11 protein-coding genes are annotated in these 17,155 nt (G+C 67.5%); 7 read left to right on the top strand and 4 right to left on the bottom strand.

The features are described from left to right. The 5 genes from uxuA to AC0CH3_RS11895 all read left to right on the top strand — a co-directional run bounded on the left by uxuA (position 1) and on the right by AC0CH3_RS11895 (position 6,712). A complete protein-coding gene (uxuA, locus tag AC0CH3_RS11915) occupies positions 1–1,167 on the top strand; it encodes a mannonate dehydratase (RefSeq protein WP_354303902.1) in 1,167 nt (388 codons plus the stop codon). Then, on the top strand, positions 1,164–2,576 hold the full coding sequence (gene uxaC / locus AC0CH3_RS11910; protein WP_354303900.1) for a glucuronate isomerase: 1,413 nt from the start codon (positions 1,164–1,166) through the stop codon (positions 2,574–2,576). Before uxuA ends, uxaC begins: the two co-directional genes overlap by 4 nt. Then, entirely contained in the window at positions 2,573–3,964 is a 1,392-nt protein-coding gene (locus AC0CH3_RS11905; protein ID WP_354303898.1) for a mannitol dehydrogenase family protein, read from the top strand. Before uxaC ends, AC0CH3_RS11905 begins: the two co-directional genes overlap by 4 nt. Positions 3,965–4,009: 45 nt before the next feature. Further along, entirely contained in the window at positions 4,010–5,311 is a 1,302-nt protein-coding gene (locus AC0CH3_RS11900) for an MFS transporter (RefSeq protein ID WP_056016870.1), read from the top strand. A 303-nt stretch (positions 5,312–5,614) separates the two neighbouring features. Then, complete coding sequence (locus tag AC0CH3_RS11895; RefSeq protein ID WP_354303896.1) at positions 5,615–6,712, top strand: alkaline phosphatase; 1,098 nt, start codon at positions 5,615–5,617, stop codon at positions 6,710–6,712. A gap of 90 nt (positions 6,713–6,802) precedes the next feature. On the opposite strand, the gene AC0CH3_RS11890 is transcribed toward AC0CH3_RS11895, so the two are convergent. After that, positions 6,803–9,694 carry a TonB-dependent receptor gene (locus tag AC0CH3_RS11890; protein ID WP_465237929.1) on the bottom strand — a complete coding sequence of 964 codons (2,892 nt, stop codon included), beginning with the start codon at positions 9,692–9,694 and terminating at the stop codon, positions 6,803–6,805. A gap of 467 nt (positions 9,695–10,161) precedes the next feature. Between AC0CH3_RS11890 and AC0CH3_RS11885 the strand changes: the two genes are divergently transcribed. Next, a complete protein-coding gene (locus AC0CH3_RS11885; RefSeq protein ID WP_465237928.1) occupies positions 10,162–11,304 on the top strand; it encodes a serine hydrolase domain-containing protein in 1,143 nt (380 codons plus the stop codon). 33 nt (positions 11,305–11,337) lie between these two features. On the opposite strand, the gene AC0CH3_RS11880 is transcribed toward AC0CH3_RS11885, so the two are convergent. From AC0CH3_RS11880 to AC0CH3_RS11870, 3 genes are all read right to left on the bottom strand, one after another. Then, positions 11,338–12,207 carry an endonuclease/exonuclease/phosphatase family protein gene (locus tag AC0CH3_RS11880; protein ID WP_354303890.1) on the bottom strand — a complete coding sequence of 290 codons (870 nt, stop codon included), beginning with the start codon at positions 12,205–12,207 and terminating at the stop codon, positions 11,338–11,340. A 105-nt stretch (positions 12,208–12,312) separates the two neighbouring features. After that, positions 12,313–14,577: a putative bifunctional diguanylate cyclase/phosphodiesterase gene (locus tag AC0CH3_RS11875; RefSeq protein WP_465237927.1), complete on the bottom strand. Its 2,265-nt coding sequence runs from the start codon at positions 14,575–14,577 to the stop codon at positions 12,313–12,315. Between the two features lie 48 nt (positions 14,578–14,625). Then, positions 14,626–16,281: a ShlB/FhaC/HecB family hemolysin secretion/activation protein gene (locus AC0CH3_RS11870; RefSeq protein WP_354303886.1), complete on the bottom strand. Its 1,656-nt coding sequence runs from the start codon at positions 16,279–16,281 to the stop codon at positions 14,626–14,628. Between the two features lie 158 nt (positions 16,282–16,439). On the opposite strand from AC0CH3_RS11870, the gene AC0CH3_RS11865 reads away from it, so the two are divergent. Further along, on the top strand, positions 16,440–17,120 hold the full coding sequence (locus AC0CH3_RS11865; protein ID WP_465237926.1) for a FecR domain-containing protein: 681 nt from the start codon (positions 16,440–16,442) through the stop codon (positions 17,118–17,120). Positions 17,121–17,155 lie beyond the last annotated feature (35 nt).

Below are 17,155 nucleotides of genomic sequence, written 5' to 3'. Positions count from 1 at the left end.
ATGACCGAGACGATGCGCTGGTTCGGCCCCTCCGATCCCGTACGACTGCGCGACATCCGCCAGGCGGGCGCAACCGGCATCGTAACCGCGCTGCACGAGATCGCCAACGGCGATGTCTGGCCACAGGCGGCGATCGCGGCACGGCAGGCGGAGATCGCGGCGGCCGGGCTCGTCTGGTCGGTGGTCGAGAGCCTGCCGGTACACGAGACGATCAAGACGCGCGGCGCGGACTGGGACGCGCTGATCGACAATTACCGGCAGAGCCTGTCGAACCTGGCGGCGTGCGGGATCCGCACGGTGACCTATAATTTCATGCCGGTCATCGACTGGACGCGGACCGATCTCGCCTGGGTCATGCCCGACGGCGCGCGCGCGCTGCGTTTCGAGCCGGAGGCCGCCGCGGTCTTCGACCTCCACATCCTGCGCCGCGCAGGAGCGGAGCGCGACTATTCCCCCGCGCTGGTCGACGCCGCCGAACGCCGGTTCGCGGGCATGGATGCCGACGCGCGCCGGCTGCTCGAGAAGACGATCATCGCGGGGCTTCCGGGCAGCGAGGAAACGTTTACCGCCGACCGGTTCCGCGCGGCGCTCGCGCAGTATGACGCGATCGACGCCGAGACGCTGCGCGCCAACCATGTCGCGTTCCTCGAGGCGGTCTGCCCCCTCGCCGACACGCTTGGTATCCGGCTCGTGGTGCATCCCGACGACCCGCCCTTCGCGCTGTTCGGCCTGCCCCGCGTGGTCAGCACCGAGGCGGACGTCGCAAGCCTGTTCGCGCGCGTACCCAACCCCTCCAACGGCCTGTGCTTCTGCGCCGGGTCATTCGGTGCGCGCGCAGACAACGACCTTCCCGGCATGATCGAGCGGCTTGGCGACCGGATCGGCTTCCTCCACCTGCGCTCGGTCCAGCGCGAGCCCGACGGCGGCTTCCACGAAGCCGCGCATCTCGCGGGCGACGCCAACATGGTCGCGCTCGTCGCCGCGATCCACACGGTGCAGACGCGCGAGGGGCGCTCGATCCCGATGCGCCCCGATCACGGCCACCAGATGCTGGACGACCTGTCGAAGCACACGCTGCCCGGCTATTCGCTGCTCGGACGGATGCGCGGGCTCGCCGAACTGCGCGGGCTCGAGCGCGGGATCGCGCATATGGCGACGTCGCGATGACCCGCCCGCTTCGTCTCTCGCCCGACCGGCTGTTCTCGAGCGATCCCGACCAGCGCGCGATCGCACGCGCGCTCTATGCGGAGATCGCGACGCTGCCGATCGTTTCGCCGCACGGCCATACCGATCCGCGCTGGTTCGCGACCGACGCGCGCTGGAGCGACGCGACCAGCCTGTTGCTGTCGCCCGACCATTATCTGTTCCGCATGCTCTACAGCCAGGGCGTCGCGCTCGATCGCCTCGGCGTGCCGTCGCGTGACGGCGCACCCGATACCGACCCGCGCGAGGCCTGGCGGACGCTCGCAAGCCACTACCATCTGTTCCGCGGCACGCCGTCGCAGGCGTGGCTCGATCACGTCTTCGCCGAGGTGCTGGGGTTCGACGTCGCGCTCGATGCGTCGACGAGCGACCTGTATTTCGACGGCATCGCCGAGCGGCTCGCGACCGACGCGTTCCGCCCGCGTGCGCTGTTCGACCGGTTCGGCATCGAATTCCTCGCCACCACCGAGGGTGCGGACGATCCGCTCGAGGCGCATCGCGCGATCCGCAGCTCGGGCTGGGCGGGCCGCGTCGTGACGACCTACCGTCCCGATGGCGTCATCGACGTCGAGCACGAGGCGTTCCGCCCGACGATGGAGCGGTTCGCCGCGCTGACCGGCGAGGATGTCTGGACGTGGCGCGGCTATCTCGCCGCGCACCGCAAGCGCCGCGCGGATTTTCGCGCAGCGGGTGCGACCGCGACCGATCACGGCCACCCGACCGCGCGGACCGCCAATCTCGCCGCAAGCGAGGCGGCAGCGCTGTTCGCGCGCGTCATCGGCACCGATCCGACACCCGCCGATGCCGAGCTGTTCCGTGCGCAGATGCTCACCGAAATGGCGCGCATGTCGATCGAGGACGGGATGGTGATGCAGATCCATCCCGGCAGCGTGCGCAATCACAATGCCCGGCTGTTCGCGACGCACGGCCGCGACCGCGGCGCCGACATTCCCGGCCGCGCCGATTTCGTCAACGGCCTGCGCCCGATGCTCGACGAGGTCGGCAATGATCCGGGTCTGACGATCATCCTCTTCACGCTCGACGAATCCACCTATGCGCGCGAACTCGCGCCGCTCGCGGGGCATTATCCGTGCCTGCGGCTCGGCCCCGCCTGGTGGTTCCACGATTCGCCCGAGGGCATGCGCCGGTTCCGCGAGATGACGACCGAGACCGCGGGCTTCTACAACACCGTCGGGTTCAATGACGACACGCGCGCGTTCCTGTCGATCCCCGCGCGCCACGACGTCGCGCGCCGCGTCGACTGCGCGTTCCTCGCGCGGCTCGTCGCCGAACACCGGCTCGCGGACTGGGAGGCGGCCGAGCTCGCGCAGGAGCTCACCGTCGGGCTTGCGCGCAGGGCGTATCGCCTGTGAGGCTGTCCGCCGCCACGATCGACCGGCTGCCGCCGAGCGTCGCGCGGTTCGACTATGATCGCCTGCGCCAGCGTATCGGCATCGTCCATCTCGGTATCGGCGCCTTCGCTCGCGCGCACCAGGCGGTGTTCACCGACGCCGCGATGTCGGCAGGCGACCGGGACTGGGGAATCATCGGCGCGTCGCTGCGATCCCCCGCGGTCCGCGACGCGCTCGCCCCGCAGGACGGGCTGTACACGGTCACCGAAAAGGGCGTGGCCGGCGCGGCGTCGCGCCTGATCGGGTCGGTCCGCGACGTGATCGTCGCATCGGCCGCGACCGACGATCTCCACCGCGCGCTCGTGTCGCCCGACGTGGCGATCGTGACGATGACGGTGACCGAAAAGGGCTATCATCGTCGCGCGGACGGATCGCTCGACCTCGCCGCGGCCGAGCGGTCGGGCGGCACGCTCTACCATCACCTCGCACGCGCGTTTGCGGCGCGACGCGATGCCGGGATCGGCGGGCTGACGCTGCTGTGCTGCGACAACCTCGCCGACAATGGCGGGGCGCTGTCGGCGTCGCTCGGCGCGTGGCTCGACCATGTCGATCCGTCGCTCGGCAGCTGGTTCGACCGCGAATGCGCGTGCCCGTCGACGATGGTCGATCGCATCGTCCCCGCCGTCACCCCCGCCGATCTGGATAGGGTCGAGGCGATGCTCGGCGTCCGCGACGAGGCCGCGATCCTGACCGAGCCCTTCGCGCAATGGGTCATCGAGGATCGGTTCGCCGGCCGCCGGCCGCGCTGGGATGCGGTCGGCGCACAGATCGTCGCGGACGTCGCGCCGTACGAGACCGCCAAGCTTCGCATGCTCAACGGCGCGCATTCCGCGCTCGCCTATCTGGGGCTGCGCGCGGGCCTGACCTATGTCCACGAAGCGATCGGCGACCGCGTGATCGGCGCGAGCGTCGAACGGCTGATGCGCGACGAAGCCGCGGCGAGCATCGATCCTGCGCCCGAACAGGATCTGACGGCCTATGCCGACGCGCTGCTCGCCCGCTTCGCCAATCCGGCGCTGCGGCATGGGCTGCGCCAGATCGCGGGCGACGGGTCGCAGAAGATCCCGCAGCGCTGGCTTGCCGCGCTCGACGCCAATCGCGCGCGCGGACGGTCGTGCCCGGAAACGCTGAAAGCGCTCGCCGCGTGGCTGCTGTACGTCCGCGGCGATGACGGCCGCGTCGACGACCCGCGCGCTGCCGACCTCGCGGCCGCATGGGCTTCGGCGGGTCGCGACGGCATCGTCGATGCGGTGCTCGGCGAACGCGGCCTGCTCGCCGGTACCTGGTGTCCCGACCCTGCCGACAGAGCGGCCCTGGCCGACACACTGACGGCATTCGACAAAAGATAACCGCGACAAACAGAACAGGCGGAAGAACCGCGAGGGAGAGCAAGCGTGAACGGTTCAACACAGGCGACGGATGCGGGCCCGCAAAAGGCCGGCGGCAACGTCCGCTGGGTCATCTGCGCGCTGCTGTTCTTCGCGACGACGATCAACTATATCGACCGGCAGGTCATCGGCATCCTCAAGCCCACGCTGCAGGGCGAACTCGGCTGGTCCGAGGTCGATTACGGCATGATCGTCTTCTGGTTCCAGGCGGCCTATGCGATCGGGCTGCTCGCCTGCGGACCGATCATCGACAAGGTCGGGTCGAAGATGGGCTATGCCGCGGCGATCACGCTGTGGAGCCTTGCCGCGCTCTTCCATGCGCTGGTCCGCACCCCCGGCGGCTTCTCGATCGCGCGGTTCGCGCTCGGCCTCGGCGAGGCCGCGAACTTTCCCGCCGCGATCAAGTCGGTCGCCGAGTGGTTTCCCAAGAAGGAACGCGCGCTCGCGGCCGGGATCCTGAACGCGGGCGCCAATGTCGGCGCGATCGCGACGCCGATCGTCGTGCCGATCATCACGCTGGCCTATGGCTGGCGGGTCGCCTTCATCGTGACGGGGATGCTCGGGTTCGTCTGGCTCGCGGCGTGGCTTCTCTTCTACCGCGCGCCCGAACATCACCCGCGCGTCTCGGCACAGGAGCTCGCCTATATCCGCGCCGATCAGGACAATGACGCGGGCACCGCGCCGATCCCGTGGCGCCGCCTGTTCCGCTACCGCGGCACCTGGGCGTTCGTCACCGCGAAGTTCCTGACCGACCCCGTCTGGTACCTGTTCCTGTTCTGGCTGCCCGACTTCTTCGCCAAGCGCCACGGTCTCGATCTCAAGACCTTCGGCCCGCCGCTGATCGCGGTGTACCTGCTCGCGGACGTCGGCAGCATCGGCGGCGGCTGGCTGTCGTCGGCGCTGATCAAGCGCGGGTACAGCGTCAATGCCGGGCGCAAGCTCGCGCTGCTCGCGTCCGCGGTGCTCGTGCTTCCGATCATGCTGGCCAGCACCGTGTCGAGCCTGTTCGCCGCGGTCGCGATCATCGGTGTCGCCGCAGCGGCGCATCAGGGCTGGTCGTCGAACCTGTACACGATGGTGTCCGATACCTTCCCCAAGAGTTCGGTCGCCTCCGTCATGGGAATCGGCGGCGCTGCGGGCGCGGTCGGCGGCATGATCATGGCGCGCTATGTCGGGCATGTGCTCGAGACGGTCGGCAGCTACGCGCCGGTCTTCATCTGGGCGGGCAGCGCCTATCTCGTCGCGCTCGCCATCGTCCATCTGCTGCTGCCAAAGCTCGACGTCGCAACGGTATCGCCGACGACCTGACACACCGCTCGTGCGTCGTCCGGTCGTCTCGGCGACCGGGCGCAGGGGAGACCCGACAGCGCGATCGTCGCGCTGTCGCGAAGGTTACTTTTTTCACGCCTACACGCCGGACGTCGCCAATTCAGTTCAGAGTTTGTCGCCGTGATCGCGCCCCAGTTCCTATTCGCCGAGATCGTCGACGACGCCTGCGACCGCGCCCCCATTGCGCGCCCGAAACCGCGGCGTGGCCGTGCGACCCGACACATCCGCCAAACGACCCGGCGACGGGCTGGGCAACCGGCCCCCCCTGCAAGGACCTCTGCTATGATACAGCTGTTTTACAAAGCCCTGCGCGGTACGGCGCTGGCGGGCGCGATGCTCGCGGTCTGCAGCACGCCCGCCGCGGCGCAGGAGGCGCGCAACGTCATCCTGTTCCTCGGCGACGCGGGCGGGCTGTCGACGCTTAGCGCCGCGGGGATCCTCGCGCACGATCGGCCGCAATCGCTGTTCATCCAGTCGATGCCCAACGTCGCGCTGTCGGATACCTCCGCGCTCGACAAGTGGGTGACCGATTCCGCCGCCGGGATGACCGCGATCATGACGGGGCACAAGACGAACAACGCGATGGTGTCGACGACGCCGTCCGGACCGGGCGGCCGCGCGATGCCGGTCAAGACGCTGCTCGAATATGCCGAGCAGCGCGGGCTGTCGACGGGCGTCGTCACCAACATGAACATCTGGGACGCGACCCCCGCCGCGACCTTTGCGCATGTCGCCGCGCGCGCGGACAAGCGCGAGATATTCCACCAGATGCTCAAGCCCCGCTTTGGCGACGGCGTCGACATCCTGATCGGCAAGGGCCACGCCGACGCCGTCGCCGCCTTCGCCGGTCCGGGGACGAGCGCGGAACAGGCGTTCAAAACCGCCGGCTACCGGTTCGGCGAGGATCCCGCGCTCGTCGGCCAGGCACCGCGGACCGCGGTGCTGCGCGATACCGACTTCGCGCCGCTTCCCGCGGTGGAGGCGACCGTCGCGCAGCTCGTCCGCAACCCGAAGGGCTATTTCCTGATGGTCGAATGGGACATGCATACCGACGACCCCAAGGCGGGGCTGCGGCATGTCGTCGAGATGGACGACATGATCCGCCGGATCAGCGCGGTTGCCGGCAAGGACACGCTGATCCTGTTCACCGCGGATCACAGCTTCGGCCTGCGGATGACCGGCGGCGCGCGCGCGACGCCGCTCGCGACGCAATATGATCCCGCTGCGAAGTCGGTGATCAGCGTCGAACCCGGCCATACCGGCGAGGAAGTCGTCGTCGCGGCGAGCGGCCCCGGCGCGGACAAGGTCCGGGGCTTCATGCCCAACACACGTCTCTTCGACATCATGCTGTCGGCATTCGGCTGGAAGAAGGACAAGTAATTCGCGCGCCACGCTGGCGCGCCGTTCCACGACCGGGCGCGCCTCGCCCGGCCGTGGTCGTGGCCGTGTTCGTGGCCCTAGTCGTGACGATCAGAACTTCACGCGCACGCCGAAATTGTAGCGCGGGCCCGTTTCCTGAAGCAGCAGGAACCGGTCCTCGACCGCCGACCATTCGTCGACGCGCTCGTTGAGGACGTTGACGCCCTGGACATAGACCTGGAAGTTCGCGGTCAGGTCATAGGCGACGTTGAAGTCGAGCTGGCCATACGACGAACGGTTGCGCGGGCGCCCCTGGCTCGACCGGCATTGGCGCAGGTAATCCGACCGCCAATTATACGACGTGCGCGCCGAGATGCCGTATTTCTCGTAGAAGATGCTGCCGTTGGCCGAATGCGGCGACAAGCCGTTATAGCCGCAATCATAGTCGGCCAGCGTCTGGTCGCGTTCCACCTTGCTGTCGACATAGGTGTAGTTGCCGGTCACGCCGAAGCCCGAGGCGAAGCCCGGAAGCCAGTCGAACGCATATTGCGCGCCCACCTCGACACCGCGGATATAGCCGCTCTGCCCGTTGCGCGTGCGCGTGTCCTGGAACACGCGTCCGAACCGGTTCACCGGCAGCGTCTGCAGTTCAAGGAAGTCGCTGAGGTCCTTGTAGAACCCGCCGACGCTGAAATAGCTGACCGGGGTCACGTACCATTCGACCGAGGCGTCGTAGTTGGTCGACCGGAACGGCAGCAGGTTCGGGTTGCCGCCGCTCGACTGCGGCACCGAGATGCGTCCGCCGAAGTCGTTGTTGACGCCCAGATCGGTCAGCGTCGGACGCGTCACGGTCTGCGAGAATGCCGCGCGGGCGAGCAGCTTCTCGGTGAGGTTGAACCGGATGTTCGCCGAGGGCAGCGCGTTGACGTAGCTGTTGCGCACCGTCACCGGCGTCGCGGGGCCATAGGTATATTGCAGCGTATCGTCGCCCGGCGTGTTGGCGATGTTCGTGACGGGCGTATCGAAGCCCGACGACACGACGTCGGTCTTGACGACGCGCACGCCGACATTGCCTGCCCAGCGCTCGCCGCCGAACTGCATGCTGATGTAACCCGCGGCCAGCTTCTCCTGCACGTTGACCGTGCCCCGAAGCTGTTCGCGCACGCCGAACGGCCCGCCCGGCAGCGCGAGCACCTGTTGCGCGTACGCGGCCTGCTGCTCGGGGGTGCGGCCGTTGGTGGGGATCGACAGCGTGGCGGGGTCGTTCAGATAGGCAAGGAACGCCGACGGATCGAACTGGAAGACCGATGGCGGGATATTGCGCCCCCCGCCAAGAAGATCGCGCCAGTCGTAGGATTCGAGAATGCCCGAGGCGATCGGGACCTGGTACCCGCAATAGGTGCAGTTCGAATCGCTGTTGTTGAACGACCGGTTGATCTTGCGCCGCTGCGTGTACGATCCGCCGATCAGCACGTTCTTCAGCACCGAGTCCTGCACGTCGTACTTGGTGTCGAGGTGGAACTCGGAACCGCGATCGCGCGAGCGGTTGCTGTCGATCCCCATGTAATGCAGCCGCATCTGGTCGGGATCATTGATGATCGCGTTGTTGAACGACGCGGTCGGCAGCCCCTGCCCCGCGTTCAGATCGAACTGATAGCTGTATGGCAGCAGCGCGCCGATGACGAGATACTGGTTGGGCGAGACGCGCTTCGCGCCCGTGACCGACGCGTCGACGCGCACCTCGACGTCCTCGGCGGGGTTCCACTTGATGTTGCCGCCGAACTGATAGCTTTCCGACTTGCGGTTGGTCAGGTTGTAGACATGGTCGATCTTGGCGTTGAGGCCGTTGTTGGTCAGCCGGTCGCGATTGTCTGCCAGGAACTGCGGGTTCTGCGCGATGAAGTCGCCGCCGATCATGCCCAGCCCGGTCGCGGTGTTGTTGGCGTCGAACGTCGGCTGGTAATAGGGCGCGGCGAGGAAGTTATCCATCTTGCGGACCACGCCCGACACGTTGAACTTCGAATAGACGCCGTCGATCGTGATCTCGAGATTGTCACGCGGCTTGAACTGCACCGCGCCGGCAAGGTTGATCCGCTCGCGCGATTCCTGCGTGCGCTGGTAATAGAGGCTCTGCGGCACGTTGACGTTGCCCGCAGCCGGGTACCGCGAGTCGGCGCCCGTGATCAGCGTCGGCGCGCCGCCGATCACCGAGATGACGTCGGGACGTCCGTTGATCCAGCCGTCGATCCCGATCGAATCGTCCTGGTTCTTGCGCTTGGTATAGGATCCCGACAACACGACGCCAAAGGTCTTCTCGGTGTTGGTCCACGATGCGGTGGCCGATGCATCCGGCCCCGCCTTTTCCCGCAGCGTGTCGTAGATCGCACCCGCCGACCCCGCGAAATGGAAGCCGTCGCGTCCCGCCAGCGGGCGCGCGGTGATGATGTTGACCGTGGCCCCGATGCCGCCTTCCTGAAGCTCGGGCACGTTCGACTTGAACACGTCGGTACGCTGGATCATGTTCGACGACAGCACGTCGAACGAGAATTCACGCCCCGCATTGTCGGTCGCCATGACGCGGCCGTTGACCAGCACGGTATTGAATTCGGGCCCCAGGCCACGGACGGTGATGAACTGACCCTCGCCGCCCGACCGGTCGATCGCGACGCCGGTGATGCGCTGGAGCGATTCGGCGATGTTGGAATCGGGGAATTTGCCGACGTCCTCCGCGCTGATGCTGTCGACGATCTGCTGCGCGTCGCGCTTGACGCGCGCCGAATTGGCAAGGCTGCTGCGGATGCCCGTGACGACAATCTCCTCGCCGGCGGCGGCGGGATTGTCCTGGCCGGGTTCGGCGGCGGTCGGCGTCGGGTCCTGCGGGGTCGCGGCGGCGCTGTCCTGCACCGCGCCTGCGGTGGGCGCGGTCACGTCCTGCGCCAGCGCGGGGGTCGTCGCGATGATGCTGCCGAGCAGCAGACAGACGCGTGCGGAATACAGCCTCATGATTCTTCTCCCAGTATCGGACCCCGTTCGGTCCATTGATTTATGGTTGTTTCGGGTTCTTGAGCGCCCGATTGTCGATCATTGAAAGAAACGTGCAGTTATGCAGCGCGCATGCGTGGCTGCGGCCAAGCGATGTCGCAATTCATGATAGCGATATTAGCGCGCGAATCACGCGCAAGCCGCGAGCTATTAAGGAACTGGCCTTGGCCGATCCCATCGGATCGCCATGCGTGCTACGCTGATCCCCGCATGTGCTGCGATCATGCTCACCTCTCCTTTCGCGACGTCTTGGCGTCACCTTTGTCCATTGGTTATTGTGAGAAACGCATCATGTAAAGGATTACATTCCCAAACGACCGGCAGTTGCGGCGACACGATCCGTCGGACCGGTACAAACCCCGCGTTCGGCACGCCGCGATCGTTGACGACCGACGCGGCGCCACATACCTCGGCCATGGTCATTCCGGATGAGGAACGAAATCATGTCGTCGCGCGCGCGTCTGGTGCTGCTGCTGGGGCTGGCTCTCGCTGGAAACGCGCCCAGCGCTGCCCTCGCAGCGACGGCGCAGACATCGGCGACGATCACGCGGGCGAACGACCGGACCCGCACGCTGCTGAAGGCGAGCATGGCGGAACGGCACATCCCCGCGCTTCAGGTCGCCGTCATCGTCCATGGCCGTATCGTGATGTCCGAGGCGTACGGCGTTGCCGATGTCGAGCAGCACGTCGCGGCGACTCGCCAGACGCTGTTCCCGATCAATTCGGCGACCAAGTCGTTTACCGGCCTCGCGATCATGCAGCTTGTCGAGGCGGGCAAGGTCGATCTCGAAAGTCCGGTGTCGCGCTACATCGACGGCCTGCCCGCGGCATGGCGCAGCGTGCGGATCCGTCACCTCCTGGCGCACGCATCGGGCCTGCCCAACATCGTCGACGAGAAGGGGCTGATCGGGGGCGGCAGCGATGCGGATGCCTGGGCCAAAGTGCAGACGCTTCCGATGGACGGCGAAACCGGCGCGGCGTTCGCCTATAACCAGACCAACTATCTGCTGCTCGGCCGCGTCATCGAGACCGTGAGCGGCGTTTCGTTCGTGCAATTCCTGACCGAGCATCAGTTCACGCCGGCCAGGATGGCGCATGCGCGGTTCGGCGACGGGTACGACATCGTCCCCGGCAGCGCGGATGCGTATATCCGCGACCATGCGGGACGCAGCGAAGCCGCGTCGGATCCGCGCGCGCTGTACCACTGGATCGACGACATCCCCGTGTCGACGCGCGCGGGGGCCGGGCTCTACACCACCGCCGACGACCTCGCGCGCTGGATCATCGCGCTGCAGGACGGGCGACTTCTCGCCAGGCGGGCCAGCATCGACCGCCTGTGGCAACCCGACAGGCTCAACGACGGCACGGCGAGCATCTGGGCGATGGGCTGGCCGATCCTCGCCGGGACGAAGCGTCGCGCGGTCGGCGGTATCGGCGGCGGCCGGGCGGCGTTCTTCGTCTATCCCGACGACGATCTCGCGGTGATCGTGATGACCAACCTCGTTGGCGCCAATCCGCAGGACCTGATCGACACGATCGCCGACCAGTATCTTCGCGCGGCACCGCGATAGGATCGCGCCGCCGGCCGCGCCGCAAACCCGTAACTATTCGAGGTCGGCGACCACGGGGAAGTGATCGGATGCGTAGCGTTGCCCGACATGGTCGGTCCGCACCGTCGCGCGAACCGGCGTGAGCCCGCGCGTGAAGATATAATCGATCCGGCGATCCGGAACCCCGGTGAAATTGTGGAAGGTCATGGCCGGGCCGCGGCGGGTCGGCGCCGCCACCCAGGCGTCGGTCAGGCGGTCCGCGAGGATATGATAGGCTTGGCTGTCGGGCGTCGCGTTCATGTCACCCGTCAGCACCACCGGCAGCGTGCCGGCGATCGGCGCGAGTTGCTCGAGGACCAGGCGTGCGGAGCGTTCGCGCGCGCCATCATCCTCGTCGCGGTGCGCGAAATGCGTGTCGAACACGATGAACTGCCGCCGCGCCGGATCGCGGGTTTCGAACACGCCCCAGTTGACCGTTCGCGGCAGATTGGCATCCCACGCCATGCTGCCGACCACCGACGGCGTGTCCGACAGCCAGTAGTCGCCGTGCCGGATGAGTGTCAGCCGGTCGCGGCGATAGAATATCCCCATATGCTCATCGGCATGACCACCCCGGCGGTCGCGCCCGAACCACGCATAGCCGGGCAGCGCGCGGACGATATCGGCCCCCTGCGAAGCGAACAGCTCCTGCGTGCCGATCACGTCGGGCCGTGCCGCGGCGATCGTCTGCACGAAGACCGCGCGACGCTTGGCCCAGACATTGGGACCATCGTCCTTGCTGGGATAGCGGACGTTGAACGTCATGACCCGGAGGGGCAGCCGTACATGCGGCCGCGCCTTCGCAGCGTCGGGCGCATGCGCGGCAACCGCGCTGGCAAGCGTGAACGTCAGCAGCGCGGCGACGCGCAGGACCTTGAACGGCATGAAGCAACTCCCGGCAGGACAGCGATGTACAAACGCGACGGAGCCGCATCCGGTCCTATACACCCGATCATGGCGCGGCGATGACACATTCGGCGGCTGTGTCGATCAGGCGGCGTACCGGTAATGACTGTCCAATATCGTCGCCAGGCTTTGCAACGGCACGGGCTTGCTGATGAGATAGCCCTGGATCATGTCGCAGCCCGAAGCGACGAGGAATTCGAAGCAGGCGTCGTCCTCGACGCCTTCCGCGACGACTTTCAGGCCCAGCCTGTGCGCGAGTTCGATCGTCGATCGGACGAGGATCGCGTCATCCGGATTCTGGTGCGCATGCTGGACGAAGCTCCGGTCGATCTTCAGTTCGTTGAGCGGCAGCTGGCGCAGATAGCTGAGCGTCGATTGACCGGTCCCGTAATCGTCCATCGACACCGCGATGCCGAGCGCGCGATAACGGTGCAACGCGGCGACCGCCTTGTTGGTATCGGCCATCGCCGCGGATTCGGTCACCTCGAACACCAGCGCGGATGCCGGCGTCCCCGCGGCTGCGATCAGCCGCTCGACCTCGGTATTGAACGACGACGAGGACAGCAGCTTGGCCGAGATGTTGATGGCGGCGGTCAGCTGCGGGTGCTGCGCGCGCAGGACGGCGAGATCCCGGATCACGTGCGACAGGACGTGAAGCGTGAGCGGCGCGATCCGGTTGGTCTTTTCCGCGACCGGAATGAACAGGTCGGGGCCGACGAACCCCCGCGACGGATGGCGCCACCGGACCAGCGCCTCGACGCTCGTGATGCACGTCTCGCGAAGGTTGTATTTGGGCTGGTAGAACACCTCGATCTGACCGGTGGCGATCGCATCGTCGAGTTCGCCCATGAGCGAAATCGACCGTTCGAGGCCGACGATGTCGGTCTGCGCGCGCTTCCAGAACAGGTCGGACGCGCGCGCATCCTCGGCTGCGAGCGATGCGTCGGCGATCACCCGTTCCATCTCGGCGCAGGGCCCCGTCGCGATCCCGATCGTCATCGCGACATCGACCCGCCGCCCGCCGACCTCGACCTGCTGCAGCATGATCGTGCGCAGCCCGTGGAGCGCGTCGTCGATCGACTGGTCGAGCGGCAGGCAGAAGGCGAGCTGCGGATCGGACATGCGGTAGACCTGGCCGCGTTCCCCGACGAGCGCGAGCCGCTCGCTCACGCGAAGGACGACATCGGCGGTTCCGCGCTCGCCCAGAACCGCGCGCAGCGGATCGTAATTGCCGATCTGCGCCACCGCGAGGACGATCGTCTCGCCGCGATTCGAGAGGTCGAGCAGCTGGCGGCTGTTGGGAAGGCCCGTCGCCTCGTCGACCGAACGCTGTCGCTTGAATCGGCCGATCACGTCCCGGACGAGACAGGCCATGCCCGTCAACACCATCATCAACGCCGCGGTGGCGATCGGATAGGTTATGAGAAGATAATGCTGTGCCAGCAGCACGCCGAGGATCAGCACGCACAGGCTCACGCCCATCACGACCGCGCTCCCGACCGTGGTCCGGAACCGCAGCATCACGCAGACGACGATCCCGGCGAGCAGGAAGACGAGCAGCGGCGAGCCATAGGACGGCACGCCGCGGATCATCGTCTCGGCGGCGAGCGCCTGGACGACGACACCCGGTATGACGCCCCATTGCGGCGTCCCGTACCGGTCGCCCATCTCGATCGCGGTCGCACCGACCAGGACGTTGCGCCCCCTGACACGCGACGCGTCGAAGCGGCCATCGCGGACGGCGACGAAGCTGAGGCGCGGGATCGTGCTCGGATCGATCGACATGTCGATCGGGAATTCCTGGTCCACCGCGCCCGATCGTGCCGCGATGAACGCCGACAGCGACGGTCGCGGCTGGCCCGCGGTAACCGTCGCCATCGTCATGTTGCGGACCTGGCCATCGGGATCCGGACGGATGCTCACCGATGCCAGAATCGCATGATCGCGCAGCATCGGGATCGGCAGCGCGTCGATCGTGCGCTGGTCGTCGCTCCCCGCGACCTGGCCGAACGTCGGCAGCGCGACGCGCCCGTCCGCACGCGAAAGCGACGCGGCGAGCGCACGATCCCCCGCCGCATCGGACGGCGACGAGAAATCGACGTCGAACACGATCGATGCGGCTCCCGCCTTGCGCAGACGATCCACCACCGCGGCATAATGCGACCGCGACCAGGGCCAGCGCGCGATCGCCGCCGCGCTGTCGGCGTCCATCTCGACGATCGCGACCTTGCCGCTCGCCTGGCGATCGACGACGCCGAAGCGCATCGGCATCAGCACGCGGTCGATCGCCGCGCCGGTCGCGGTCACCATCGTCAGATAGCCGGCGGCGAGGACGAGGAGGCATATCACCCAGGAGGACGGCCGCCATCCGGTCCGCAAGGCGCTGGTGCCCACCGGTCAGAAACTCCGCGAAAGCCGGAACGACACGCGCGGACGCTTCGTCTCGGTATCGAACCGGTCCTCGTTGAGCGGAAACGCGATCTCGATCATCCCGTCGAGCGTCCCGTAGCCGAGCCGGGCCCCCGTCCCCGTCGACAGCAGCGAACCGCCGCCGATGCCGTTCCGGAGATTGTCGACATAGCCCCCGTCGACAAAGCCATAGAGCTGCATCCGGTCGAGCCCGCCCTTCACGCGCCCGAAATTGGCGCGCAGTTCGGCCGAGCCGAGCATGCCCTGGTCGCCCGTCCGCTCGGCATAATCATAGGCGCGTCCGAACCCCGGCCCGCCCGCGCCGATCTCGGCCGTGGCGAGCAGCGGGCGCGAGGCGAGCTGGCCCGACGAAGCGAGCGCGATCGCGAACGGCCCGGTGATGTCCGCGGACCAGTCCATCGTGTAGCCCCAGGTGACGAACCGCGCGTCGCCGTCCGCGCGCGACGTCCGCAGGTCGCCTTCGTGGCTGACCCCGTCGAGTGGCAGCCCGCCGACCATCGCGACCTCACCGCGCAGGATGCCCGGTCCGAGCTTGCCCGTACCGTTGATCGCGCCGGTGATCGTCGCCAGTCGATCGTTGCGGAGCATCGTCCCCAGCAGCGTCTGGTCGCTTTTCAGCGCGCGCAGCTCGACCGTCGCCCACACGCTCCGTGCGCGGCTTCGCATCAGCGGCGTGGCATAGCCGATCGCCGCATCGACGCTGTTCCCGACGACGTCGAGCGGCTTGAGCGAGGCCCCCGGGTTGGCGCGACCATAGGATCCGGACACGGTAACCACGCTGCCATGCGCATCGACGGGTGCCGCGTACAGCGCGCGGAAGAATGCGAACTCGCTCGGCTCGACGGGCGTCGCGGCAGCGATGAAGCGGAGTTCGTCGCCCGACTGCGCGATGCTGCGCAGATTGGCCAGCATCGTCGCACGGATCGGCCCGACCTCGGCGCTGCCGCGATTGTCGACCTGCAGATAGGCAAATGCGCTGTCCTGCGCGATCGTGACGAGAAGAATGCCAAAACCGTTCTGGCGGATATATTTGCTGCTGGTGACGGTGATCCCGGGAATATCGCCCACGAGAAGGATCGCGCGTTCCAGCGTCTCGCGACGGACCGGCCCACCGGCGACGAGCGCATCGGTCAGGATCCGGTCGGCCAGCGGGCTGGTCGCACCGATCACGCGCACCGCGGCGATCGTCCCCTCGTCGAGCGTGATGTGCAGCACGCCGTCGCGCATCGACTGGACGGGGATCGACGCGCTGGCGAACGGATAGCCCGCACCGCGTGCGATCCCCGCAACCGCGCCGGCCAGCGTCGAAAGATCGGCCGCGGTCAGCTGCCGGCCGATATACGGGACCAAAGCAGGCGCGAAGGCGCTGGTCGCCACGCGCTCGTTGCCGTCGACGACGATGGCGGTCGCGACCTGCGACGGCGCGGCAATCGTGCTGACGGGCGCTGTCGTTTCCTGAGCCACGCCGGGTGGTCCCGCGGCGGGTACGGGCGCCGGCTTGGGCAGCGCCTGTTCGGTGATTGTCGGGTCCGCGCGATCCAGCCGGACCTGGGCGATTGCCGGCGTCGCGGCGCATGCGCCTGCTGCGGTCAGCGTTGCGGCGACCAGCGTGCGGCGCATCATGTTCTCTCGTGTCATTCGACCGCTGACTAGTGGGCAAGCGTTTGCAAATGGTTGCTTTTCTTGACCCTAACGCGCGATTTACCTTCCCGCTGAACGCACCGGTAATGATGATCCGACGATAGACCCGGAATGGGCGGAGCGCGCCCGCGGGGGATGTAATGCGTAAGCGGATACTGGCGTTGTTGGTTGCCGGCTGTTCAACGGCCGCGATCGGCAAGCAGCCGAGCTGGACGATCAGCGAAACGAGTGGCGCGGTGCGCGTGTCGCATGCCGGCATCACGCGAGTCGCGACGCGGGGGAATGCGATCGCTCCGGGCGACGTCGTCACGACGGGCCCCGGCGGCCGCGCGGTCCTCGTCCGCGGCACCGAGTTCATGATGGTCGCCTCGGCGTCGCAGCTTCGTCTCCCGGTCGAGGAGCAGGCGACGGGATTCACGCGCGTGTTCGAGGATTTCGGCCACGTCGTCTTCATGATCAAGAAGCAGATGACGCCGCATTTCGAGGTCAAGACGCCCTATCTCGCCGCCGTCGTGAAGGGCACGACCTTCAGCATCGGGGTGAGCCCGCAGGGTGCCGCCGTCCAAGTGCTCGAAGGCGCGGTCGACGTGGCGACCGGCGACGGCGGCGCGCATGACATGCTGCGCCCCGGCTCGATCGCGCGCGTCGGCGCGGACAACATGTATCGCATGCAGGTTCAGACGAACGGCATCATGCGGACGCTCGTGTCGCCGGCGATGCCCGCGTCGGGAGACACGGCCGGCCCGATCGTCACCGCGCCAAGCGGCACCATCGCGCAGGACGACAGCACGACGACGCCGGCGACACGAGCGTCCGCATGATGCCGTTCGTCTGAACCTGCATGCGATACATGTTG

The sequence above is a fragment of the Sphingomonas sp. AC449 genome, assembly GCF_979253475.1.
The sequence above is the reverse complement of the archived record's forward strand: the minus strand, read 5'-3'. Positions and strand labels throughout refer to the sequence as shown.

Excerpts from the sequence above, each read along its gene's own strand:
- uxaC (WP_354303900.1), top strand. The coding sequence starts at position 1,164 with ATGACCCGCCCGCTTCGTCTCTCGCCCGACCGGCTGTTCTCGAGCGAT.
- AC0CH3_RS11890 (WP_465237929.1), bottom strand. The coding sequence starts at position 9,694 with ATGAGGCTGTATTCCGCACGCGTCTGTCTGCTGCTCGGCAGCATCATC.
- uxuA (WP_354303902.1), top strand. The coding sequence starts at position 1 with ATGACCGAGACGATGCGCTGGTTCGGCCCCTCCGATCCCGTACGACTG.
- AC0CH3_RS11895 (WP_354303896.1), top strand. The coding sequence starts at position 5,615 with ATGATACAGCTGTTTTACAAAGCCCTGCGCGGTACGGCGCTGGCGGGC.
- AC0CH3_RS11870 (WP_354303886.1), bottom strand. The coding sequence starts at position 16,281 with ATGATGCGCCGCACGCTGGTCGCCGCAACGCTGACCGCAGCAGGCGCA.
- AC0CH3_RS11880 (WP_354303890.1), bottom strand. The coding sequence starts at position 12,207 with ATGCCGTTCAAGGTCCTGCGCGTCGCCGCGCTGCTGACGTTCACGCTT.
- AC0CH3_RS11865 (WP_465237926.1), top strand. The coding sequence starts at position 16,440 with ATGCGTAAGCGGATACTGGCGTTGTTGGTTGCCGGCTGTTCAACGGCC.
- AC0CH3_RS11885 (WP_465237928.1), top strand. The coding sequence starts at position 10,162 with ATGAGGAACGAAATCATGTCGTCGCGCGCGCGTCTGGTGCTGCTGCTG.